Annotated in this window: 22 protein-coding genes; 16 read left to right on the top strand and 6 right to left on the bottom strand. The window is 66.0% G+C overall.

From position 1 onward, the window contains the following. Positions 1–3: 3 nt before the first annotated feature. The 4 genes from ACE3P0_RS14300 (at position 4) to ACE3P0_RS14285 (ending at position 3,354) form a co-directional block, all read left to right on the top strand. On the top strand, positions 4–1,392 hold the full coding sequence (locus ACE3P0_RS14300) for a cbb3-type cytochrome c oxidase subunit I (RefSeq protein WP_374403364.1): 1,389 nt from the start codon (positions 4–6) through the stop codon (positions 1,390–1,392). Between the two features lie 284 nt (positions 1,393–1,676). Next, positions 1,677–2,291 (top strand): cytochrome c oxidase subunit 3, encoded by a 615-nt coding sequence (locus ACE3P0_RS14295; RefSeq protein WP_374403363.1) that lies wholly within the window; start codon positions 1,677–1,679, stop codon positions 2,289–2,291. Further along, positions 2,288–2,602, top strand: a complete 315-nt coding sequence (locus tag ACE3P0_RS14290; RefSeq protein ID WP_374403361.1) for a cytochrome C oxidase subunit IV family protein — start codon at positions 2,288–2,290, stop codon at positions 2,600–2,602. The genes ACE3P0_RS14295 and ACE3P0_RS14290 overlap by 4 nt, the downstream gene beginning before the upstream one ends. 65 nt (positions 2,603–2,667) lie before the next feature. After that, positions 2,668–3,354, top strand: coding sequence for an alpha/beta hydrolase (locus ACE3P0_RS14285; protein WP_374403360.1), 687 nt, complete (start codon positions 2,668–2,670; stop codon positions 3,352–3,354). A 49-nt stretch (positions 3,355–3,403) separates the two neighbouring features. On the opposite strand, the gene ACE3P0_RS14280 is transcribed toward ACE3P0_RS14285, so the two are convergent. Genes ACE3P0_RS14280 through ACE3P0_RS14265 form a run of 4 tightly spaced genes read right to left on the bottom strand, consistent with a single transcriptional unit; the run spans position 3,404 to position 6,942 of the window. After that, positions 3,404–4,399: a TIGR00266 family protein gene (locus ACE3P0_RS14280; protein ID WP_374403359.1), complete on the bottom strand. Its 996-nt coding sequence runs from the start codon at positions 4,397–4,399 to the stop codon at positions 3,404–3,406. 17 nt (positions 4,400–4,416) lie between these two features. Then, positions 4,417–5,097 carry a TIGR00266 family protein gene (locus ACE3P0_RS14275; protein ID WP_374403358.1) on the bottom strand — a complete coding sequence of 227 codons (681 nt, stop codon included), beginning with the start codon at positions 5,095–5,097 and terminating at the stop codon, positions 4,417–4,419. A gap of 11 nt (positions 5,098–5,108) precedes the next feature. Next, positions 5,109–5,771 (bottom strand): TIGR00266 family protein, encoded by a 663-nt coding sequence (locus tag ACE3P0_RS14270; protein ID WP_374403357.1) that lies wholly within the window; start codon positions 5,769–5,771, stop codon positions 5,109–5,111. After that, positions 5,746–6,942, bottom strand: a complete 1,197-nt coding sequence (locus ACE3P0_RS14265) for a M48 family metallopeptidase (RefSeq protein WP_374403356.1) — start codon at positions 6,940–6,942, stop codon at positions 5,746–5,748. Before ACE3P0_RS14265 ends, ACE3P0_RS14270 begins: the two co-directional genes overlap by 26 nt. Before the next feature lie 444 nt (positions 6,943–7,386). Between ACE3P0_RS14265 and ACE3P0_RS14260 the strand changes: the two genes are divergently transcribed. The 5 genes from ACE3P0_RS14260 (at position 7,387) to ACE3P0_RS14240 (ending at position 12,518) form a co-directional block, all read left to right on the top strand. Continuing rightward, a complete protein-coding gene (locus ACE3P0_RS14260; protein ID WP_374403355.1) occupies positions 7,387–8,193 on the top strand; it encodes a PEP-CTERM sorting domain-containing protein in 807 nt (268 codons plus the stop codon). A gap of 88 nt (positions 8,194–8,281) precedes the next feature. Next, positions 8,282–9,097: a CbbQ/NirQ/NorQ/GpvN family protein gene (locus ACE3P0_RS14255; RefSeq protein ID WP_374403353.1), complete on the top strand. Its 816-nt coding sequence runs from the start codon at positions 8,282–8,284 to the stop codon at positions 9,095–9,097. After that, complete coding sequence (locus ACE3P0_RS14250; protein WP_374403352.1) at positions 9,090–9,476, top strand: hypothetical protein; 387 nt, start codon at positions 9,090–9,092, stop codon at positions 9,474–9,476. Before ACE3P0_RS14255 ends, ACE3P0_RS14250 begins: the two co-directional genes overlap by 8 nt. A gap of 6 nt (positions 9,477–9,482) precedes the next feature. Then, a complete protein-coding gene (locus ACE3P0_RS14245; RefSeq protein WP_374403350.1) occupies positions 9,483–10,526 on the top strand; it encodes a 4Fe-4S binding protein in 1,044 nt (347 codons plus the stop codon). A gap of 3 nt (positions 10,527–10,529) precedes the next feature. Next, the gene (locus ACE3P0_RS14240; RefSeq protein ID WP_374403349.1) at positions 10,530–12,518 is read left to right on the top strand and encodes a nitric oxide reductase activation protein NorD; all 1,989 of its coding nucleotides are present in this window, start codon (positions 10,530–10,532) and stop codon (positions 12,516–12,518) included. A 294-nt stretch (positions 12,519–12,812) separates the two neighbouring features. Here the strand turns inward: ACE3P0_RS14240 and ACE3P0_RS14235 are convergent, their stop codons facing one another. Together ACE3P0_RS14235 and ACE3P0_RS14230 are read right to left on the bottom strand one after the other, a co-directional pair. Then, entirely contained in the window at positions 12,813–13,643 is an 831-nt protein-coding gene (locus ACE3P0_RS14235; RefSeq protein ID WP_374403348.1) for a hypothetical protein, read from the bottom strand. A gap of 168 nt (positions 13,644–13,811) precedes the next feature. Next, on the bottom strand, positions 13,812–14,510 hold the full coding sequence (locus tag ACE3P0_RS14230; RefSeq protein ID WP_374403347.1) for a glutathione S-transferase N-terminal domain-containing protein: 699 nt from the start codon (positions 14,508–14,510) through the stop codon (positions 13,812–13,814). Positions 14,511–14,683: 173 nt separating this feature from the next. On the opposite strand from ACE3P0_RS14230, the gene ACE3P0_RS14225 reads away from it, so the two are divergent. The 7 genes from ACE3P0_RS14225 to ACE3P0_RS14195 all read left to right on the top strand — a co-directional run bounded on the left by ACE3P0_RS14225 (position 14,684) and on the right by ACE3P0_RS14195 (position 20,495). Beyond that, on the top strand, positions 14,684–15,100 hold the full coding sequence (locus ACE3P0_RS14225) for a YciI family protein (protein ID WP_374403346.1): 417 nt from the start codon (positions 14,684–14,686) through the stop codon (positions 15,098–15,100). 88 nt (positions 15,101–15,188) lie between these two features. Beyond that, positions 15,189–15,674: a VOC family protein gene (locus tag ACE3P0_RS14220; protein ID WP_374403345.1), complete on the top strand. Its 486-nt coding sequence runs from the start codon at positions 15,189–15,191 to the stop codon at positions 15,672–15,674. Positions 15,675–15,685: 11 nt separating this feature from the next. Then, positions 15,686–16,042 (top strand): YciI family protein, encoded by a 357-nt coding sequence (locus tag ACE3P0_RS14215; protein ID WP_374403344.1) that lies wholly within the window; start codon positions 15,686–15,688, stop codon positions 16,040–16,042. A gap of 37 nt (positions 16,043–16,079) precedes the next feature. After that, positions 16,080–16,247 carry a hypothetical protein gene (locus ACE3P0_RS14210; protein ID WP_374403342.1) on the top strand — a complete coding sequence of 56 codons (168 nt, stop codon included), beginning with the start codon at positions 16,080–16,082 and terminating at the stop codon, positions 16,245–16,247. Positions 16,248–16,253: 6 nt separating this feature from the next. Then, positions 16,254–17,543: an RNA polymerase sigma factor gene (locus ACE3P0_RS14205; protein ID WP_374403341.1), complete on the top strand. Its 1,290-nt coding sequence runs from the start codon at positions 16,254–16,256 to the stop codon at positions 17,541–17,543. A gap of 112 nt (positions 17,544–17,655) precedes the next feature. Next, positions 17,656–19,089: an alkaline phosphatase gene (locus ACE3P0_RS14200; protein WP_374403340.1), complete on the top strand. Its 1,434-nt coding sequence runs from the start codon at positions 17,656–17,658 to the stop codon at positions 19,087–19,089. Between the two features lie 29 nt (positions 19,090–19,118). Further along, on the top strand, positions 19,119–20,495 hold the full coding sequence (locus ACE3P0_RS14195; RefSeq protein WP_374403339.1) for an alkaline phosphatase: 1,377 nt from the start codon (positions 19,119–19,121) through the stop codon (positions 20,493–20,495). Positions 20,496–20,590: the final 95 nt, after the last annotated feature.

Below are 20,590 nucleotides of genomic sequence, written 5' to 3'. Positions count from 1 at the left end.
ACCATGCAATACAAATCTCAAGCGGTTGCGAAACCCTACTTCATCGCGGCGATCGGACTCTTCGTTGCGCAGATCCTGTTCGGCCTGGTGATGGGCCTGCAGTACGTCGTGGGTGACTTCCTGTTCCCGGCGATCCCGTTCAACGTCGCGCGCATGGTCCACACCAACGCGCTGATCGTGTGGTTGCTGATGGGCTTCATGGGTTCGGCCTACTACCTCGTACCTGAAGAAGCGGAGACCGAGCTGCACAGCCCGAAGCTGGCGCTGGCGCTGTTCTGGATCTTCCTCGTCGCGGCTGCGCTGACCGTACTCGGCTACCTGATGGTGCCGTACGCAACGCTCGCCAAGATCACCGGCAACGACCTGCTGCCGACGATGGGGCGCGAGTTCCTCGAACAACCGACGATCACCAAGATCGGCATCGTCGTCGTCGCGCTGGGCTTCCTGTTCAACCTGACCATGACCTTCCTGAAAGGCCGCAAGACCGCGATTTCCAGCATCCTGCTGCTGGGTCTGTGGGGCCTCGCGGTGATGTTCCTGTTCTCGTTCTACAACCCGGACAACCTGGTCAAGGACAAGTACTACTGGTGGTTCGTGGTGCACCTGTGGGTGGAAGGCGTGTGGGAGCTGATCCTCGGCGCAATCCTCGCCTTCGTGCTGATCAAGGTCACCGGCGTCGACCGCGAGGTGATCGAGAAGTGGCTGTACGTGATCATCACGCTGACGCTGATCTCCGGCATCCTCGGCACCGGCCACCACTTCTACTGGATCGGCGCGCCGGAATACTGGCAGTGGATCGGCAGCGTGTTCTCGGCGCTGGAACCGATTCCGTTCTTCGCGATGACCGTGTTCGCCTTCAACATCGTCAACAAGCGTCGCCGCGAGCATCCGAACAAGGCGGCCGTGCTGTGGGCGCTGGGCACCAGCGTGATGGCCTTCCTCGGCGCGGGTGTGTGGGGCTTCCTGCACACACTGGCACCGGTGAACTACTACACCCACGGCACACAGATCACCGCGGCGCACGGCCACATGGCCTTCTACGGCGCCTACGTGATGGTGGTGCTGACGATGATCAGCTACGCGATGCCGGTGATCCGCGGCCGTGCGGCCAACAGCGAACGCTCGCAGGTGCTGGAGATGTGGAGCTTCTGGCTGATGACGATCGCGATGGTCTTCATCACGCTGTTCCTCACCGCCGCGGGCATCCTGCAGGTGTATCTGCAGCGCTTCTCCGACACCCCGCAACCCTTCATGGCGGTGCAGGAGAAGATCGCGCTGTTCTACTGGCTGCGCGAATTCACCGGCCTCGTGTTCCTGCTGGGTCTGGTGCTCTACATCGCGAGCTTCTTCGTGAAGCCGTCGCCGCAAACGGCTCTGGCTTCCCAGCATTGAGTGAGCGAAGTGAGAACTGCCTGCGCGCCGCGCAGGCGCCTGGTGAAGGGTGAAGCGCCGGCCACGAGCGGCAAGCTCGCTGGCGCTACGCGATAGAGGAAGGGCTGAATAAGTGAGCGAGACGGATGCAGCGCAAGGCGCGGCGCGCGCAGCGACCAAGACATGTCAAGTGGATAGGCGCGGGAGCGAGCACGCCGCAACGCCGCGATGCGCCGTCGCAGCCACTTATTCGGACCTGACCTAAAGGAGGCGCGGGCGGCCCCCGGTGTCGCCCGCGATATCGAATGTCTGTAGTGGATCTTTGCCCGGCCCCCGCGCCGGGCTTCTTTTTCCGCAAGGCGCGCGAAGCGCACCCGCCGGGCGACCTCGCGGTGTGGATCTTCATCCTCGCCGAGTTGCTGGTGTTTGCGGTGCTCTTCGTCGCCTACGCCTTCGCGCGCGCATCCGACCGCACGCTGTTCGACGCGATGCAGGCCGGGCTGGATCGCCGCGGCGGCGCGATCAACACCGTGCTGCTGATCAGCGCAAGCTGGTGCGTGGTGCGCGCGGTGCGCAGCGTGAACGCCGCACGCCTTGCCGCCGCAAGCCGCTGGCTGATCGCGGCCCTGGTGGGCGGCAGCGGTTTCGTGATCGTGAAACTGCATGAATACGCCACGGTGTTCGGGCAGGGCTATTCGCTGTCGTCCGACCGCTTCCACATGTTCTACATCGGCCTGACCTTCTTCCACTTCATGCATGTACTGCTGGGCATGGTGGTGCTCGTCGTGCTGGTGCTGCAAACCCGCCGCGGCGCCTATCGCAGCGGGCACATGAACGGGCTGGAGAGCGGCGCGGCCTACTGGCACATGGTGGACCTGGTATGGATCGTCCTCTTCCCCCTGGTGTACGTACTGCGATGAAAACACCTTCCATCCATCGCGAGGACGTCGCCTTCGCAGTGCTGCTGCTCGCCACGCTGGTGACCTACGCGCTCGGCGAGTGGGACGGCAAGTACCGCGAAGTCTGCCGCAGCGGGCATGTGATGATCGTCAGCGCGCAAGGCGCCGTGGCCGTCGTGCTCGCGCTCGTCACCCTCGTCAAGGGCACACTGGTCGCGCGCGAATTCATGGTGCTGCGCCACGTCAGCCTGCGCTGGCAAGCTGCGGTGATCGGCTGGCTGTTGCTGGTGATCGCACTGATTGCCTTGGGCTGGCACGCGGGCCTGCGCTGAAGTGTCGCCGTGCTTCAGCAACACGGTAAGCTCTCGGCCAATGCCAACTTGAGCAAGCCGCAACCATGACCAACGTTCTCCCTACCCTCGAAGTGGAAACCGCGCCCGACGCCGACTTCTCGGTGATCTGGCTGCATGGCCTCGGGGCCGATGGCAGCGATTTCGAGCCGGTGGTGCCGGAACTGGGGCTGCCGGGCAGCGCGAAGATCCGCTTCGTGTTTCCGCATGCGCCGGTGATTCCGGTGACCTGCAATGGCGGCTACCTGATGCGGGCGTGGTACGACATCAAGTATCTGGATGGCAGCACCCGCGATGTGGACGAGGCCGGCGTGCGTGCATCCTGCGATGCGGTGCGGGCCTTGATCACCGGCGAGAACGCGCGCGGCGTGCCGACGCACCGCATCGTGCTGGCCGGCTTCTCGCAGGGTGGCGCGATCGCCTACACCGCGGCGTTGTCGCACCCGGAAACGCTGGCCGGCGTGATCGCGCTCTCGACCTATCTGCCCGCGCGCCAGTTGCTGCTCGATTCGCTCAGCGAGGCGAACCGCTCGACGCCGATCTTCGCCGCGCATGGCACGCAGGACGATGTGGTTGGGTTGCGACTTGGCGAAGCGGCGCGTGACACCTTGCAGGCTGAGGGCTACGCAGTGGAATGGCGCACCTATCCGATGCGACACTCGGTTTGCCTCGATGAGATCCGCGCGATCGGCACGTGGCTCACGACGCGCTGGCAGACCGCACAGCGCGCCTGAATCGCGCGCGAGAAGACAGGGCGGGGTCGCCCCCGCCCGCACGGCCAGCTCAGTCCGCGCTCTTCGCCTTACGGAACTGCTGCGCCCAGGTCAGCAGCGCGCCGGAAGTGCGCGTCTGGATCCACACGCGGCCCTTGCCGCGGAAGCGGCAGACGAAGCCTTCGCCAGAGAAGAACAGCGACTTGTAGCCGCCGAACTTTTCCACGCTGTAGTTGAGCCCCTCGGTGAAGGCGACGATGTTGCCGGTATCGACGACGTATTCGCCATCCACATCCTTCGCGATCATGCCGCCGTAGGTGTTGAACCACAGGTCGCCGGTGCCCGAGGCGCGGATCAGGAAGAAGCTCTCACCCGAGAAGAAGCCCTTCGTGAAGCCCTGCCACTTGCTCTCGATCGTGACATCCGGGTCGCAGGCGACGAAGGCGCCGTTCTGCAGGTAGATTACATCGCCGTTCAGGTACACATGGCCCAGATCGCCCGGCGCACCGGGTGCGATGCCGATTTCGCCCGGCACTTTCTCGGCGCTGAACTCGTTGATGAAGATCGATTCGCCGGTGATGAAACGCCCCAGCCCGCCGCCAAGCTTGGTCTTCATGCGGATGTGGGTGTCCATCGTCGCCATCGCCGAGGCTTCCACCTTGATCGTGTGGTTGGCCGGCAGCTTCACGGTCAGGAAGGCGAAGTCCGGCGCACCTTCGATCGTGAATTTGAAGCCGGGCTGCTCCGCTTCGGGCGCCACCACGGCGGCCGGCATAACCGGTGCGGCCGATGCCTGCGCCACCGGCACGGGTGCAGCAGCCGGCACCGGACTCGGCGCCACGGCCGCTTGCATCGGCTCGGCCGCGCTCGTCAGCCCCATCTTCAGCAAGGCATCGCAATAGCGCTGCGCGGTGGCCTGGTCGAGATCGACCTTGATCGTGCGCGGCAACACCGCCAGCAACTCGGCCGCCTTTTCCGGCGTGATCTTGAAGGCCGTCGCGAAGGCCGCGCGTGCAGCGGCCTGGTCGGCCTGCGCGTAACCGGTCACGCTCACTTTGAATGACATCTCGTGTCCCCTTCCTGTTACTTGCGCGGCTTGAGCGTCGGGCGCAGCGACATGCCGAAGCTGCCCGGGTTGTGCGACTGGCACCACACGGTGCCACGCCCCTTGAACTTGCAGACGAGGCCTTCGCCACCCAGCATCGAATGCAGCCAGCTCTTGCCCGCCTTGGTCAGCGAGAACTCCAGCGTTTCCTGGAAGGCGACGATGTGGCCGGTGTCGACGATATGTTCGCCGTCGACCTCGATCGGATAGATCGCCCCAAAGGAACTCAGCACCACCTTGCCGCGCCCGGAGAGCTTGAGCCAGAACAGGCTCTCGCCCGACAGCAGATTCTTGAAACCCTGCCAGGTGGTATCGATCTCGACGCCCTGCTCGCAGGCGACGAAGGAGCCGGCCTGCACCAGCAGCGCATCACCATCGAGCGTGTAATCCATCATGTCGCCAGCGAGCGCGGTGCCCAGCACCACTTCGCCCGGGCCACTGCGCGCGGTGAAATGGTTGAGGAAGAAGGATTCGCCGCCGAACAGGCGCTTGGCAGCCTTCAGCAGACCGCCCTTGCCGCGTTTGTGCGTGGTGGTTTCGATATCGAGCTGGCCGCTCATTGCGATCATCGCGCCCGATTCGGTGGTGCAGCTCTCGCCTGCGGCAAGCAGCAGCGTCGCCGCGGTATTGCCGGGGCGATGGATGAATTCGACTTGCATGCGCGCCTCGCTCAGCTCAGTTTCGGGTTGATCCAGCCGGTAAGGCCGGAGAGGCTGCGCGTCTGGATCACCACGCGGCCCTTGCCGCTGACGCGCGTGACGAGGCCTTCGCCGCCGAACAGGCTGGAGAAGATGCCGCCGGCCAGCTGCAGACGCAGCTTGATGCCCGGTTCGTAGGCAACAAGGTGGCTGTTGTCGACGATGTACTCACCGTCGATCTCCTTATCCAGCAGCGCACCGTAAGCGCCGTACCACAGCGTGCCGCTGCCCTTCACGACGGTGCGGAACAGGCCGTCGCCGGCAATCCACGACACGAAGCCGGCAAAACCGACGCCCAGCTTGAGCCCTTCGGTGCTCGCGAGATACGCGCCGGGTTGCAGGTAGAAGGTGTCGTTGTGCAGTTCCAGCGCACGGATGCCGCCCGGCGTCGGCTGCACCAGCGTCAGCGAGCGCGGCGCCTTCGTGGTGTTCTTGAAGACGTTGACGAACAGCGTCTCGCCGGCGAGGTACTTGCGCAGCAAGCCTGCGAAGAAGCCACCGTTGAAGCGCGCCTGCAGGTCGAGATCCGCCGACATGCTGCTCATCGCGTCGGATTCGGCGACCACGCTGTCGCCGGGCGCGAGCGTCAGGTCGACATAGGAAAAAGCATCACTGCCGCGGATTTCCGCTTTCATCGTCGTCTTTCGTCGTAGTTGTACTTACAAACTGTTGAACTTGCGCCTTCAGCGCCGCAAAGGCCGCGCGGTCGTCGCGCCAGGGGCTTGCCGGCAGCTTCGCCAGCCGCGCCTGCAGCGTGGCGATGCGCTCGTCGGTGTCGGGGTGGGTGCCGAGGTAGGCCATTGCGCCACGCGCGGCACTCTGTGCATCGGCGTCGCCCAGTTGCTTGAGCTGTCTGCGCTCTTCTTCGCGAATCGCGCCGAAGAAGCCGATCAGGCCAGCGGGGTTGATCTGCGCGCGCGTCAGCAGGTCGAAGCCGGCGCGGTCGGCCTCGCGTTCGAAGTCGCGCGAATACTTCTGGTTGATCAGCATCGGTGCCGCACCGGCGACCGCGGCAATCAGGCCGGAGGCATCGCCAATCAGCGCCTGCGCCACCGCATACACGCCAACGCTCTTGATCACCGAACGCAGGCCGTGCTGTTCGGTCACGTGCGAGATCTCGTGCGCCAGCACGCCCTGCAGTTGATCCGGCGACGCCGCCTTCAGAATCAGGCCCGAATGGATCACCACTTCCCCGCCGGGCAGCGCGAAGGCATTGAGGCTGGGGTCGTTTATCACATGGAAGTGATAGCGGTAGCGGCTGCCGGCCTGCGCCACCAGCGGGGCGACGAGGGGCTGCAGCAGCGCATCGGCGGCCTTGTCCGGCATGAAGGTCTTCTGCACGCGGAACTGCTTGATCGCGGTGTCGCCGAGCGACTGTTCCCAGTCCGCCGGCAGGCGCCGCGCCACCACCGCGCTGAGGCCGTCGAGCGACAGGTAGAGCGCGAGCGGCAGCAGCAGGATCAGCGCCAGCACTGCCGCAAGGCTGCCCCAGCCGAGCAGGCGACGCTTGCTGCGGTGTCGCCGCAAGTGCTGCACCGCCGGGTGATCGGCCAGCGCAGGGTGCGTCAGCAGCGCGTGGTCGCTGGTGTAGAACTGCCAGGCCGGCAGCGCCGGGTGGGTGAGGAAGATCAGGCGGTCGCTGGCGCCGCCCAGGCTCAGCTGTAGCCCTTCCAGCGGCAGGTCCACGGCCTGGCCGCCGCCGTTGAAGTGAAGCCGCGCGGCGTCTACGGCCAGTTGCCCGCCGCTGCGCCCGCCGGGCAGTTGCTCGTTGAAGGCTTGCGCTTCGAATGCGCGATCGGGGCTCATCGGGGGAATGGCTTCTCGGTCATCCATAGGTTGTGCCGCGCGCTCGGCCGGCTTGGCAGCCGCGGCGAGAGCACGACAGCTCTTGTGGCAGCACCTTAGAACAAGCGCGGCGAAATCGCAGCGGGCGCGCCGCCTGGGGCGTGCTCAATTTGGGCAAACGCAGGCGATTCCCTGGCGCACGCAGGCAAATCGACAAATTTATCGAAGTCGCATTTTCTTACAGCTTATAGGCTTTGGAAATTACCACCGATCAAGCCGACCAACGGTCGTCCCGACTCCGCCAGGGTTTTTACGTGGCAAATTTCACGGAAGCGGGATCGGAATGTGAATTCGTTCCTGTCGACAAATTTGCCAAATACATTCATGCATTTGCGGCGATCGTCAGATTTGCGGTACTGGCACGTTTGCTGCTCATACAGCGCATCACTTTCAGGTGGATACGCCATGTCTTTCCGACCCGTCGCCCTGCTGTGCCTCGCGCTCGTGTCTCACTCTGCCGCCGCCTACGTCATCGACGGTAATCTGCAATCCGACTGGTCGATCAACAAGGCGACCATGACGCCCGGCGCGAGCGTCAAGGGCTACACGGTCGAGGACTGGACGCGTAACGGCAGCGGCTACCTGACCCCGGGCTACGGCGGGCAGGCCTACGACGCGGAAGCGCTGTATGTCGATTACGACGCCACTTACCTCTACCTCGGCCTGATCACCGGGCTCGACCCGGCGACCCGCATGGGCAACAACACCTACGCGCCGGGCGATTTCCTGATCGACTTTGGCCGCGACGGCAAATTCGAATACGGCTTCACCACCACCGCGATCAAGAACGCCAACGGCAGCCTGTACCGCCCGACGATCCAGGTCGGCTCGCTGTATCGCGTCGGCGACGCTGCGAACGGCTGGTACTTCGGTTTGTGGGATAACCAGAACACCGCGTACGCACACGGGCGCGACCCGGTTGCCGTGAAGGCCGGCACCCAAGTTGGCAGCGGTCAGATCGCCATCAGCGGCCCGGTCACCGGCTACGGCCAGTACAGCAGCGACACGCACTACATGATCGAAGCCGCGATTCCGCGTGCGCTGTTCGGCGCCGACTGGGGCCTGCCCTTCGATGTGCAGTGGTCGATGCTGTGCGGCAACGACGTGATCAAGGCCGACCCGCCGCTGCCGACGCCCGAGCCGATGAGCTTGGCACTCGTCGGTAGCGCGCTCGGCGCACTGGCGCTAAGCCGCCGTCGGCGCGCCACGTAAGGCAGCATCGCGGCCGATTCTCGATCGCGCACGGCGGCCGCCGTGCGCAAATTGCCGCGAATCAAGGAAGCACCGGGGCGCGCAGCCGATGCTGCGCCTCATGAACGCACGCATCGAAACGGAAGCCACGCTTCCCTACTACGCCCCCAGCGGCGACGAGGTCGCACTCTTCGAGCAGGCCTGGCGCAACCGTTTGCCGGTGCTGATCAAGGGCCCGACGGGCTGCGGCAAGACACGCTTCGTCGCGCACATGGCCGCAAAACTGGGGCTGCCGCTCTACACCGTTGCCTGCCACGATGATCTGTCGGCCGCCGATCTGGTCGGCCGCCACCTGATCGGCGACGGCAAGACCGTGTGGTGTGATGGCCCGCTGACCCGCGCGGTGCGCGAAGGCGGCATCTGCTACCTCGACGAAGTGGTCGAGGCGCGCAAGGACACCACCGTGGTGCTGCACCCGCTCGCAGACGATCGCCGCGTGCTGCCGATCGAGCGCACCGGCGAGCAGCTCGAAGCACCGCCCGGCTTCATGCTGGTGGTGTCGTACAACCCCGGTTACCAGAACTTCCTCAAGAGCCTGAAGCCTTCGACGCGGCAGCGCTTCGTCAGCCTCGCCTTCGACTTCCCGGCCGCCGAGCGCGAGGTCGGCATCCTGACTGGCGAAACGGCCTGCGATCCGATGCTCGCGCACCGCCTGGTCTTGATCGCCGGCAGCCTGCGCACGCTGAAGGATGTCGACCTTGAAGAAGCCGTGTCGACACGCCTGCTGGTCTACGCCGCACGCCTGATCGGCGCCGGCGTCGCGCCGCTGGTGGCCTGCCGCGCCGCGATCGTCGAAAGCCTGACGGACGACCGCGAAATCGCCGGGGCCCTGATGGAAGTCGTCGCCGCCACGTTTGGTGTCTGAGCCCAACGTGCCGATGCGCGACGCCGACGACCCCCGCCCGCTCGCCGTCGCCGCCGAGGCGCTGTACCTGATCAACCTGATGCTCGCGCCCGGCCTCGCCTTCCTCGTGCTCGCGTGGCTCTGGTGGCGCCGGCGCGCCGGTGCACATCCGGTCGCGCGGGTGCATCTGGAGCAGGCCTTTCGCGTCAGCCTGGTCGGCGGCGCGCTGATCTTCACCACGCTGGTGATCGGTGCGATCGGCGGCTTTCACGGCCCCGGCGTGTGGGTCGTCGTGATCCTGTACTTCACGGTGGTCCATTCATCGCTGATCCTGCTTGGCGTCGTCGGCCTCGTCAAAGCGATCAACCGCGAAGCCTGGCGCTACCCGCTGGTCGGCTGATACGCCATGTCCGCACCCGCCACCACGCCACGCCGCGTGATCCCCATCGCCAGTGCCAACGCGCCGCGCCGGCAGCACCTGCAGGCACGCCGCACGCTGTTTCAGGCCGGTTTCTTTGTGTTGTTCATCCTCGCGCCGGTGTTCAACCTGCTGCGTTATGACCTCATTGCCGGCCATGCCTGGTTCCTCGGCATGCCCTGGCACATTGGACTGGACGACTTCGCTGCCGGCCGCATCGATGCCGCAGAGGCCGCCACGCAGGTGGTGCTGAAACTGCTGCTGCCTATCCTTGCCACCGCCGCCCTGGTGCTCGGCGTAGCCTGGCGCTGGGGGCGGCTCTATTGCGGCTGGCTGTGCCCGCACTTCTCGGTGGTCGAAACGGTAAATCGGCTGATGCGCCGCGCCAGCGGCAAGCACAGCGTGTGGGACGCCCACCCCGGCCCGCTGCTGCACGACGGCGGCGAGCGCTGGCTGATCCGCCCGAACGGCAGCACCGAGCGGCTCGACGCCCGCTGGTGGTGTGTCGTCGTGCCCTTCGCAGTCGGCTTTGCCTTCATCTGGGCAGTCGTGCTGCTGACCTACCTGCTGCCGCCTTTCGAGATCTATCACAACCTCCTCAGCGGCGCGCTCACCCGCAACCAGGCGCTCTTCATCGGCGTGGCGACGCTGGTGCTGAGCGGTGAATTCCTCTTCGCACGGCATCTGTTCTGCCGCTACGGCTGCGCGGTCGGCATGCTGCAAAGCGTGGCCTGGATCGCCAACCGCCGCGCGATGGTGGTTGGCTTCGCACGCGAGCGCGCCGCCGATTGCGCCACCTGCCCGCAAACGCTGGGCGCCGGTGAAACCGCCTGCGCCGACGTTTGCCCGATGCGGCTGAACCCGCGCGATCTAAAGCGCCGCATGTTCGCCTGCACGCAGTGCGCGCAGTGCGTCGTCGCCTGCGATGCGATACAAGCCGACAACCCGCAGGGCAGCCTGCTCGAATGGACCAGCGGCAAGGCCGCCGCCCGCCGCGAAGGCGGCTTTGCCCACGAGAAACACCGGGAGTAGTCGATGGAAGAAGTCGTAGGCGCCGCATGGCACCGCTTCATCACCCGAATCGCGAACCGCAGCTACCCCGCAGCCGCGGTGCAGCTCGACGAGATCACCACGCTTGCCGGGCCGCTGCTGCGCGCCTTCGGCGGCGAACCGGGGCTACGCGTCGCGGCCGCCGGCGAAACCCGCCACAGCGCGCGGCGCAGCCTGCTCCAACGCGTCGCTGCAAGCGGCGACAAGACGATTCACACCGCGCTCGACAACGAAACGCTGCGCCTGCCCGAAACGATCGCGCTGTTCCCCGATCGCGCGCGCAACCGCGAGCTCTACCTGTGGCTGATCGCACTGGCCGGTGAAGTCAGCCGCACGGGCGGCCACGAAGGACCACCGCAACAGCCCAACGCAGCAACTACGCCCGATCTGGCGCCGCCGCCCTCGCTGTGGGCGCGCGCACGCGACGTCGCCCGCGCACTGGTGCTCAAACGCCCGCTCGAATGGGACAAGGCCGATACGCGCACCCACGCCGCGCGCGATGCCTGGCTGCAGCTGAACCAGCACGCGGTAGCCGCGGTACTCGCGCGCTACCCCGGCCTCGCCTCACGCTACGGCCGCCTGGTCGATGCGCACCTCGCGCAGCGCCCAGACCCCACCGCGCTGCCGGCCGACGAGGCCGCCGCCGAACGTGCGATCCGCAGCGCGCTCGCTGCGCCCGGCAGCATCAGCCAGTTGCCCGCCGCGACGCGCGACCCACACCCGGTGCCGCTGTGGCTGATGCCCGCACTCGACAGCCCGCCCCCGCAGCCGCTGCAGGGCGAAACGGAGGCCGACACCGCAGACGGCGGCGAAACCAAGGCGGAAGTGCGCGAACGCAAACAAGCGCGGCGCGAGGAATTGCCGGACGGTCGCGACGGCTTCGTGCTGCCCTTCCGCGCCGAAAGCCTGCTCTCCTGGGCGGAGTATGTGCGGGTCAACCGCGCCACCGACGAAGGTGATGAAGACGCTGCCGGCGCGGCGCGCGAGATGGATACGCTGGCCGTTGCGCGCGGTGGCGAAACCTCCACCGCCAAGGTCCGCTTCGATCTGGATCTGCCCGCCGCCGCGCAGGACGACCTGCCGCTCGGCCCCGGCATCGCATTCCCCGAATGGGACTGGAAGCGCCGCGCCTTGGTCGACGACCGCGTACGCGTGCAGCCGATGCGCGCCCGCGACGCGCACAACACCGAACTGCCCGAACCGCTGCGCCGCGCCGCGCGCCGGCTGCGCGCCCAGTTCTCTGCGCTGGCGCCACAGCGGCGCTGGCTGCGCGGCCAGCAGGACGGCCCCGAGCTGGACCTCGACGCCCTCGTGCGCTGGCAGGCCGAACGCGCCGCCGGCTGCGTGCAGCCCGAACCCGGTGTGTACGCCGCTCCGGTGCGCGCCGCGCGCGACCTCGCCTGCCTCGTGATGGCCGATCTGTCGCTCTCCACCGATGCGCATGTCAGCGACACCCACAAAGTCGTGGACGTGGTGCGCGAAAGCCTGCTGCTGATGGGCGAAGCGCTCAGCGCCACCGGCGACCCGTTCGCCTTCTACGGCTTCTCGTCACTCAAGCGCAACCATGTGCGGGTGCATACGATCAAGGAATTCGACGAGGCTTACGACGGCGCCGCGCGCGGCCGCGTGCAGGCACTCAAGCCCGGCTACTACACCCGCATGGGCGCCGCGCTGCGCTTCGCCACCAAGGTGCTTGGCGAACGCCCCAACGCAATGCGGCTGCTGTTGCTGCTGACTGACGGCAAACCGAACGACATCGACCACTACGAAGGCCGTTTCGCGATCGAAGACACCGCCGCCGCCGTGCGCGAAGCCCACCGCGCCGGCCTGCGCCCCTTCTGCGTAACGATCGACCGCGAAGGCGCCGACTACCTCCCCCACCTCTTCGGCCCGCACGGTTTCGTCGTGATCCGCGATCCACAGGAGCTACCGCAGCGCTTGCCGCAGCTGTATGCCCAGCTCACCGCGGGTTGAAGGCAGACAACGCGGAGCATTGCGCCGTCGCGGTTTACCGAGTCAGCTGAGCGCGTCGGAATGCACTCAGAACCCACAAAAGCAAGGGGAACCTGCAGTGAACGTGCTTCCCTGCTGAGTCTCGCCGGGTTGGTGTGAATTCCGGGGCAGATAACCTTCGGGTCAGGGCACCGCCGACCACGATGCAAGTCGTGACCAACCGGTCGTATCGGGTCTTTCCTACCACGAGCCGGCCCCGTCGATGAAGGCTCAAGGGAAAACCAAAGGTCAAGGCGACCGATATGTCGCAGCAAACTAGAGTTGGTCTGCTGTTCCGGTCGGAAGCCCAACCCCAACGGCCCGAAAGCCGACCCGACACCCTCCAACTCGTAACCCGTTCGCGAGATCCAGCCCCAAGAACGTTACAGTCCGCCGATTAGGGCCATCACCCGGCTCGATGACTGGTAGCACATGAAAGCCATCAGAGGATGCAACACCGATCTGCACATGACCACCAACATCGTCCTGAATGTTGTCATGCACCATTGCAGCAAGCGTCGTAAGGACGCCAGGATCTGAATGTGTGGCTGCGAGCTGGGAGTGTAAATCTAGGAAGGCCCTCTCTCCGCTACCAAGAAGATGAAAGCGACCGGGTTCGAGCAGCAGTTGCCCGATGACCATCCGCAGAGTGCCATCCGTCTTGTTCGGAGCGATTGCAAAGCCCCGATATTCTCGCGCGACGGGGCAAAAACCAAAGATCAACGCCTCGAACACGACATCTCGGTTCTGGCGGCTCGACATGTCTCGGATGGTGGTCTCACCAATTGAGCGTAGAAGCTCGGCTACCGCCTCAACAGGCACGGAGTACATGCCTTCAGACTCATCGAGGAGATTCTGCGTGCAAGCTGTCAGCACAGCGTGGGAGCTGACAGCAGCAAGAGTCGAGCCGGCGAAAGCGAATCCGAGGCTGTGTCGGTGAACAACGTCAAACTTTGGCCCCCCGACATGCTTGTGGCACAGGATGGGGACCGGAAGGATCTTTGATGCAGCATCTGTTAGCGCAGCAAAGTTGCCAGTGACCCGTGCGTCGGAAGCACACCAGAGTTCCTGATAGCGTTCTCGGTACCACAGCGCAACGATCGTCATCGCTCTACCTGTATCGTCGTAGGACGTAGAGCTTGTCGCCGCTGTCTGCTCTCCGTCTTTGTGTAGGACACTCTTGATTGGCTCGCGAAGCGTCGGTCAACATCGGCGGCGGAAGCCAGTCACAATCGGCGTGACACTCGGCCTCCTCCGAATCACTTCGCGAATCATTCAAGCAGGAACCACCAACCCACGCACCACTGCCGGCCTTGCCAAAAAAGCATCCAGCACACGGCGCACGTTGGCGAAGCGTTCGAACTCGACCAGTTCGCCAGCGCCGTAGAAGCCGATCAGGTTGCGTACCCAGGGCAGGATCGCGATGTCGGCGATCGTATATTCGTCGCCCATGACCCAGTCGCGCCCGGCGAGGCGTTCGTCGAGCACCTTGAGCAGGCGTTTCGACTCGGCCACGTAGCGGTCGCGCGGGCGCTTGTCCTCGTAGTCCTTGCCGGCGAATTTGTGGAAGAAACCGAGCTGGCCGAACATCGGGCCGACGCCGCCCATCTGGAACATCAGCCACTGCAGCGTTTCGTAGCGCGCGGCGAGGTCATCCGGCATCAGCTGGCCGGATTTCGCGGCGAGGTAGATCAGGATCGCGCCGGATTCGAACAGTGCCAGCGGCTTACCGCCGGGGCCGTCCGGGTCGAGGATGGCCGGGATCTTGTTGTTCGGGTTGAGCGACAGGAACTCGGGCGACATCTGGTCGTTGGTCTCGAAGCTGACCTTGTGGGCTTCATACGCGAGGCCGGTTTCTTCCAGGGCGATCGACACCTTCACGCCGTTGGGTGTCGCCAGCGAATAGAGCTGGATGCGGTCGGGATGCCGGGCGGGCCATTTGCGGGTGATGGCGAACTGGCTGAGGTCGTTCATGGGAATTCCTTGATGCGGGGATCGAGGCGTTCAAGTTTGCCACGGGCGGACACGCCCTTGCAGGAACCGGCTCTCCGTTCCGCGGGCGATGTCGCAAATGTCGATTTCGCCACCGTTCGTACGTCGTAGGGGTGTACCCGGCGCGCCGTGTCGGGACTGACCCGGAGCCCGACATGCGCTATCTCATCCTCGTCAAAGCCACGCCCGATTCGGAGCGCGGCGCCATGCCCGACGAATCCCTGATCGCCGAGATGGCCGCCTACCATGAAGACCTGGCGCGCGCCGGTGCGCTGCTCGATGCCTCGGGCCTGTACCCGAGCGCCGAGGGCTGGCGTGTCCGTTACGGTGAAGCCGGCAGCGAACTGCGCGTCGGCCCCTTTGCGCCAGCCGAATCGCTGATTGCCGGCTATACCTTGATTCAGGCCCGCAGCCGCGAAGAAGCGCTCGAATGGGCGCGCCGCTTCCCGAACCCGGCAGGCGGTGGTCGCCCGGCTGAAATTGAAGTGCGTCCGCTGATGGGCCTTGAAGCCTTTCCGCCCTCTGACGCGCTGTCGCGCTTCGAGGCGCTCGGCATCGGCGGCAAGGATTGATCGGCGGATGTCGAATTTCGCGTAGCCCACACGTCGTACACAAGGAGCCCCTCGCGCTCCCGCCCCACCCCCAAGCAAGGAGAGCCCCATGAACACCACGCAGACCGCCGTACAGAAGATCCCCGCCGGCATGCACAGCCTCACACCACACCTTGTCTGCCGCAACGCGGCCGATGCGATCGGCTTCTACGAGCGCGCCTTCGGCGCCGTAACCCTTGGCCGGCTCCCTGGCCCTGATGGCAAGCTGATGCATGCGATGCTGAAGATCGGCGATTCGGCGCTGATGCTCAACGACGAATTCCCGGAATTCGGTGCGCTCGGGCCGCAGGCCGGCGCCACATCCCCGGTAACGATCCATCTGTTCGTCGAGGACGTCGATGCCACCTTCGCGCGCGCCGTCGAAGCCGGTGCGCGCGTCACCATGCCGGTCGCCGACATGTTCTGGGGCGATCGCTATGGCAAGCTGGAAGACCCCTTCGGTCACCAGTGGTCCGTCGCAACGCACATCCGCGACCTCACTCCCGAACAGATCGCCGCCGCCATGCCGCAAGGCTGCCCGGACGCCCAGGCCTGAGGCAGAACACGATGAGCTTTCTACTGATGATCGTGGAGAAACGCGGCGCCCGCGCCGCCAACTCGCCCGAGCGCGCTCGCGAGCTGTACGACAGCATGATGGCCTACGCCGACACGCTACAGCGCGAGGGCGTGCTGCTCGCTTCGCAATCACTTCGCATCGACGACCACGCGGTGCGCATCAGCGCCACTGAAGGTGCGTTGCAGGTGCGCGACGGGCCGTTCGCCGAAGCGAAGGAGATGGTGGGCGGCTTCTTCTGGCTCAACGTGGCAGATCGCGATGCAGCCATCGCGATCGCGCACCGTTGCCCGGCGGTGCACTGGGCTACGGTGGAGGTGCGCGAATGCGCCCCCTGCAATGCCGACTGAGCCCGGCTGCCGCCGCGCATCCGCCCTGAGCCGACGCATGCGTCCGCTGGTGCTTCTGCTTGCGGCCGCTGCGTTGGTTGTGCTCGTCACGGCGCTGCTGGCGCGGGCCGCGTATCGCACCGAAGCCTTCACCGTAGAGCGTGCCGCGTGGCTCATCGGCAACCCGGCAATCCACGACGGCACGCCGCACACGGAAGAGGCTTAGGCGGCAATGCCCGGGCACGATGCACACCGCGCCATCGCCGCGATCTGGCATATCGAAGCCGCCACGGTGATCGGCGCGGCGGCGCGCATCGTGCGTGATCTGGGGCTCGCCGAAGAGTTTGCGCAGGATGCGTTGGTGACCGCGCTGGAAAGCTGGCCGAAGACCGGCATCCCGGACAAACCCGGCGCCTGGCTCACAACCGCCGCAAAACGCCGTGCGCTGGACCACCTGCGCCACGAGCAGATTGCCGCCGGCAAGGCGGCGGACGTGTCACGCGAACTCGACTTTCAACATGCGGTGGCGAGTGAGGAGGCCGCTGCCGCGCACGAAGCCGATCTGGACGACGCGCTTCACGGCGGCGTGGGTGACGACGTGCTGCGGCTGATCTTCACCGCCTGCCACCCGGTGCTATCGCCGGAGGCGCGCTGCGCGCTCACGCTGCGCGTGATGGGCGGGCTGGCCACCGACGAAATCGCGCGCGCCTACCTCAAGCCGGAAGCGACGATCGCGCAACGCATCGTGCGCGCGAAGCGCAGCCTCACCGCGGCCCGCGTGCCCTTCGAAGTGCCGCGCGGCGAAGCGCTCGCGGGCCGGCTCGCGTCGGTGCTGGAAGTGATCTACCTGATCTTCAACGAGGGCTACGCCGCCACCTCGGGCGGCGACTGGATGCGCCCGGCGCTGTGCGAGGAGGCGCTGCGCCTCGGGCGCGTGCTGGCCGAGCTGATGCCGGACGAGGCGGAAGTCTTCGGCCTCGTCGCACTGATGGAGATCCAGGCCTCGCGCTTTTCCGCGCGCCTGTCGCCCAACGGCGAGCCGATCCTGCTGCAGGATCAGGATCGCAGCCGCTGGGATGCACTGCTGATCCGCCGCGGCTTGCAGGCGCTTGCCCGCGCCGAAGCGCTGCACGCCGACGCGGGGCCCTACACCCTGCAGGCAGCCATCGCCGCCTGCCACGCCCGCGCCACGCGGGCGGAAGACACCGACTGGGCACGCATCGTGGCGCTGTACGACCTGCTCGGGCAGCGCACCCCCTCGCCGGTGGTCGCGCTCAACCGCGCCGTAGCGGTTTCGATGGCCTACGGCGCGGCCGCCGCGCTGCCGCTGGTCGACGCCTTGCTCGCAAATCCTCAACTGCAGGCCTATCACCTGCTCCCGGCGGTGCGCGGCGATCTGCTGATGCGACTCGGCCGCCACGACGAAGCGCGCGCCGATTTGGAACGCGCCGCCGGCCTGACGCGTAACGAACGCGAACGCAGCCTGCTGCGCGCGCGCGCCGAAGGCTGCAGCCGCGCCTGATCGCGCCCCGACGCAGCCGCGCCTGTCATCTTGTCGTAACCCAAACGACAGATTTACTGTCATCTGCAGCGCCTACCTTCCGTGCTCCGTTTCATCTCTGGAGCTTTGCGCAATGCGCTTCCACACCCTCACGCTGTCGCTGCTTGCCGCCGCCACCCTGGCGGCCTGCGGCGGCAAGGACAGCACGCCGCCGGAACCGCCGGTGGTTGCGAAACCGACCCCGACCAACGTCATCTTCTTCCTCGGCGACGGCATGGGTATCGCCACGACCACCGCCGCCCGCATCTACTCGGTGGGCGAGGACGGCGAGCTGACGATGGACACGCTGCCCGAAACCGGCTTCGTGAAGACCTTCTCGAACGATGCGCAGGTCACCGACTCCGCGCCGTCGATGGCGGCCTACATGACCGGCGTGAAGATGAACAACGAAGTCATCTCGATGTCGACCGACACCGTCGCAAAGAACCCGAACGCCGACTTCACCAGCAACTGCGGCACCGCCAACGGCACGCCGGTCACCACGCTGCTGGAGCTCGCCAAGGCCGCTGGCCGTGGCACCGGTGTCGTGACCACCACACGCGTCACGCACGCCACGCCGGCTGCAACCTATGCGCATGTCTGCCACCGCGATGCCGAAGCTGACATCGCCGCGGCGATGGTGCCCGCCGGCAAGGGCTACAACGACAAGCTGGCTGACGGCATCGACGTGGTGCTGGGCGGCGGCAAGCAGTTCTTCGTGACCACCGACGCTGGCGGCAAGCGCGCCGACAAGCGCGACCTGACGGCCGAGCTGAAGGCCGCCGGCTACACCGTGGCGACCGACCGTGCCGGCTTCGACGCGATCGACCCGGCCAAGGCGGGCAAGTTCGTCGGCCTGTTCACCTCCAGCCACATGAGCTACGACCTCGACCGCGATCCGGCCAAGGAACCGAGCCTCGCCGAGATGACGGTCAAGGCGATCCAGCGCCTGCAGCGCAACGAGAAGGGCTTCTTCCTGATGGTGGAAGGCGGCCGCATCGACCACGCACTGCACGAAACCACCGCGAAGAAGGCCCTGCAGGACACGATCGCCTTCGATAACGCGATCAAGGCCGCGCTGGACGAAATGAAGAAGACCGACCCGACGCTGAAGAACACGCTGGTGGTCGTCACCGCTGACCACGACCACACCCTGGTGCTCAACGGCTACGCCAAGCGCACCGGCAAGTCCAGCGCCGGCAACCCGGGCGTGCTCGGTCTGCTGCGCAACTACACCGACGGCAGCGTGGCCAAGGATGCCGACGGCAAGCCCTTCACGATCATCGGCTTCGGCAACGGTGAAAACCGCCCAGCCGGCAATCGCAGCACCTTCGCCGATCTGACCGACGACGTGGTCTTCGCCAGCACCTACCACCAGGAAGCTGCGGTGCGCGTGGGTGCAGGTTCGGAAACCCACGGCGGCACCGATGTGTTCATCGGCGCGACCGGCAAGAGCGCCGACACCTTCGGCGGCTTCGTCGAAAACACCGCCGTGTTCGGCCTCGTCAAAGCGGCGGCCGGCCTGTGACCGCCCCAGCATCACCGCAAGGATTCAACATGATCAAGAAAACCCTGATCGCCGCGCTGCTGTGCGCAGCCGGCACCGTGCATGCGGCCGGCGAGGCGAAGAACGTGATCTTCTTCCTCGGCGACGGCATGGGCCCGACCACCGTCACCGCCGCACGCATCTACAAGTACGGCGAGACCGGCGCGCTGAACATGGAAAGCCTGCGCCGCACCGCGCGCATCAAGACCTTCTCCAACGACGCGCAGACGACTGACTCGGCGCCGTCGATGTCGGCCTACATGACCGGCGTGAAGATGAACAACGAAGTGCTGTCGATGAGCAGCGACACCGTTGCCAAGGCGCCTGCTGCAGACGGCAGCAGCACCTGTCCGGCCAGCGGCAACGGCACCCCGGTGACCACGCTGCTGGAGCTGTCCAAGGCTGCCGGCAAGGCCGTCGGCGCCGTGACGACGACGCGCGTCACGCACGCCACGCCGGCCGCGACCTTCGCGCACATCTGCCACCGCGACGCTGAGAACGACATCGCTTCGCAGGCAGTACCCGGTGGTGCCGGCTACAACGGGGCGCTGAAGGATGGCCTCGATGTGCTGATGGGTGGCGGCCGCCGCCACTTCCTGCCGAAGGCCAGCGGCGGCAAGCGCACCGATGGTCGTGACCTCGTCACCGAGTTCAAGACGGCCGGCTATGCCTACGCCGACACCGGCACCGCGCTCGCCGCGATCGACGCCAGCAAGACCAGCAAGCTCGTCGGCCTCTTCCACATGGACCATGTCGACTACGAACTGGACCGCGTGAAGAAGAACCTCGACCAGCCCAGCCTGGCCACGATGACGACCAAGGCGCTCGATGTGCTCGCCAAGAACCAGAAGGGCTTCTTCCTGATGGTGGAAGGTGGGCGTATCGACCACGCGCTGCACGGCACCAACGCCAAGCGCGCGCTGGAAGATGCGATCGCTTTCGACGACGCGATCAAGGCAGCACTCGACGCGATGCAGGTGAAGGATCCGGGCCTGAAGAACACGCTGATCGTCGTGACCGCCGACCACGACCACACGATGACGATCAACGGTTACTCGAAGCGCGGCAACCCGATCCTCGACATCTCGCGTTCGTACAAGGACAACACGCCGAACCTGGATGCCGACGGCAACACCTACACCACGCTGGTGTTCGGTAACGGCCCGACGCGCAAGGATGTGCGCAGCAGCATCGTGTCGGGTTCTGCCGACGCGACGCAGGCCCTGCACGACGACTATCTGCAGGAAACCGCAGTGCGCATGGGGTCTGAAACCCACGGCGGCGGCGACGTGATGCTGATGTCCACCGGCGCCGGCAATGCGAGCTTCAAGGGCACGATGGACAACACCAAGGTCTTTGGCCTGGTGCGCGGAGCGCTCGGGCTCTGATCGTGTAGTGCGGCCCGGCCCGGCCCGCCGGCCGCGCCTGCCACCGTTACGGCAACAGTCCTCCTCTCCCTGTTGCTCAAACCCCCGGCAGGCGC

Source organism: Niveibacterium sp. (genome assembly GCF_041909475.1).
Taxonomy (GTDB): Bacteria; Pseudomonadota; Gammaproteobacteria; order Burkholderiales; family Rhodocyclaceae; genus Niveibacterium.
This window is presented reverse-complemented; position numbering and strand designations above follow the sequence as displayed.

Excerpts from the sequence above, each read along its gene's own strand:
- ACE3P0_RS14280 (WP_374403359.1), bottom strand. The coding sequence starts at position 4,399 with ATGTCATTCAAAGTGAGCGTGACCGGTTACGCGCAGGCCGACCAGGCC.
- ACE3P0_RS14295 (WP_374403363.1), top strand. The coding sequence starts at position 1,677 with ATGTCTGTAGTGGATCTTTGCCCGGCCCCCGCGCCGGGCTTCTTTTTC.
- ACE3P0_RS14285 (WP_374403360.1), top strand. The coding sequence starts at position 2,668 with ATGACCAACGTTCTCCCTACCCTCGAAGTGGAAACCGCGCCCGACGCC.
- ACE3P0_RS14195 (WP_374403339.1), top strand. The coding sequence starts at position 19,119 with ATGATCAAGAAAACCCTGATCGCCGCGCTGCTGTGCGCAGCCGGCACC.
- ACE3P0_RS14205 (WP_374403341.1), top strand. The coding sequence starts at position 16,254 with ATGCCCGGGCACGATGCACACCGCGCCATCGCCGCGATCTGGCATATC.
- ACE3P0_RS14210 (WP_374403342.1), top strand. The coding sequence starts at position 16,080 with ATGCGTCCGCTGGTGCTTCTGCTTGCGGCCGCTGCGTTGGTTGTGCTC.
- ACE3P0_RS14245 (WP_374403350.1), top strand. The coding sequence starts at position 9,483 with ATGTCCGCACCCGCCACCACGCCACGCCGCGTGATCCCCATCGCCAGT.
- ACE3P0_RS14235 (WP_374403348.1), bottom strand. The coding sequence starts at position 13,643 with ATGACGATCGTTGCGCTGTGGTACCGAGAACGCTATCAGGAACTCTGG.
- ACE3P0_RS14240 (WP_374403349.1), top strand. The coding sequence starts at position 10,530 with ATGGAAGAAGTCGTAGGCGCCGCATGGCACCGCTTCATCACCCGAATC.
- ACE3P0_RS14260 (WP_374403355.1), top strand. The coding sequence starts at position 7,387 with ATGTCTTTCCGACCCGTCGCCCTGCTGTGCCTCGCGCTCGTGTCTCAC.
- ACE3P0_RS14275 (WP_374403358.1), bottom strand. The coding sequence starts at position 5,097 with ATGCAAGTCGAATTCATCCATCGCCCCGGCAATACCGCGGCGACGCTG.
- ACE3P0_RS14200 (WP_374403340.1), top strand. The coding sequence starts at position 17,656 with ATGCGCTTCCACACCCTCACGCTGTCGCTGCTTGCCGCCGCCACCCTG.
- ACE3P0_RS14290 (WP_374403361.1), top strand. The coding sequence starts at position 2,288 with ATGAAAACACCTTCCATCCATCGCGAGGACGTCGCCTTCGCAGTGCTG.
- ACE3P0_RS14265 (WP_374403356.1), bottom strand. The coding sequence starts at position 6,942 with ATGAGCCCCGATCGCGCATTCGAAGCGCAAGCCTTCAACGAGCAACTG.
- ACE3P0_RS14255 (WP_374403353.1), top strand. The coding sequence starts at position 8,282 with ATGCTGCGCCTCATGAACGCACGCATCGAAACGGAAGCCACGCTTCCC.
- ACE3P0_RS14225 (WP_374403346.1), top strand. The coding sequence starts at position 14,684 with ATGCGCTATCTCATCCTCGTCAAAGCCACGCCCGATTCGGAGCGCGGC.
- ACE3P0_RS14220 (WP_374403345.1), top strand. The coding sequence starts at position 15,189 with ATGAACACCACGCAGACCGCCGTACAGAAGATCCCCGCCGGCATGCAC.
- ACE3P0_RS14300 (WP_374403364.1), top strand. The coding sequence starts at position 4 with ATGCAATACAAATCTCAAGCGGTTGCGAAACCCTACTTCATCGCGGCG.
- ACE3P0_RS14270 (WP_374403357.1), bottom strand. The coding sequence starts at position 5,771 with ATGAAAGCGGAAATCCGCGGCAGTGATGCTTTTTCCTATGTCGACCTG.
- ACE3P0_RS14230 (WP_374403347.1), bottom strand. The coding sequence starts at position 14,510 with ATGAACGACCTCAGCCAGTTCGCCATCACCCGCAAATGGCCCGCCCGG.
- ACE3P0_RS14215 (WP_374403344.1), top strand. The coding sequence starts at position 15,686 with ATGAGCTTTCTACTGATGATCGTGGAGAAACGCGGCGCCCGCGCCGCC.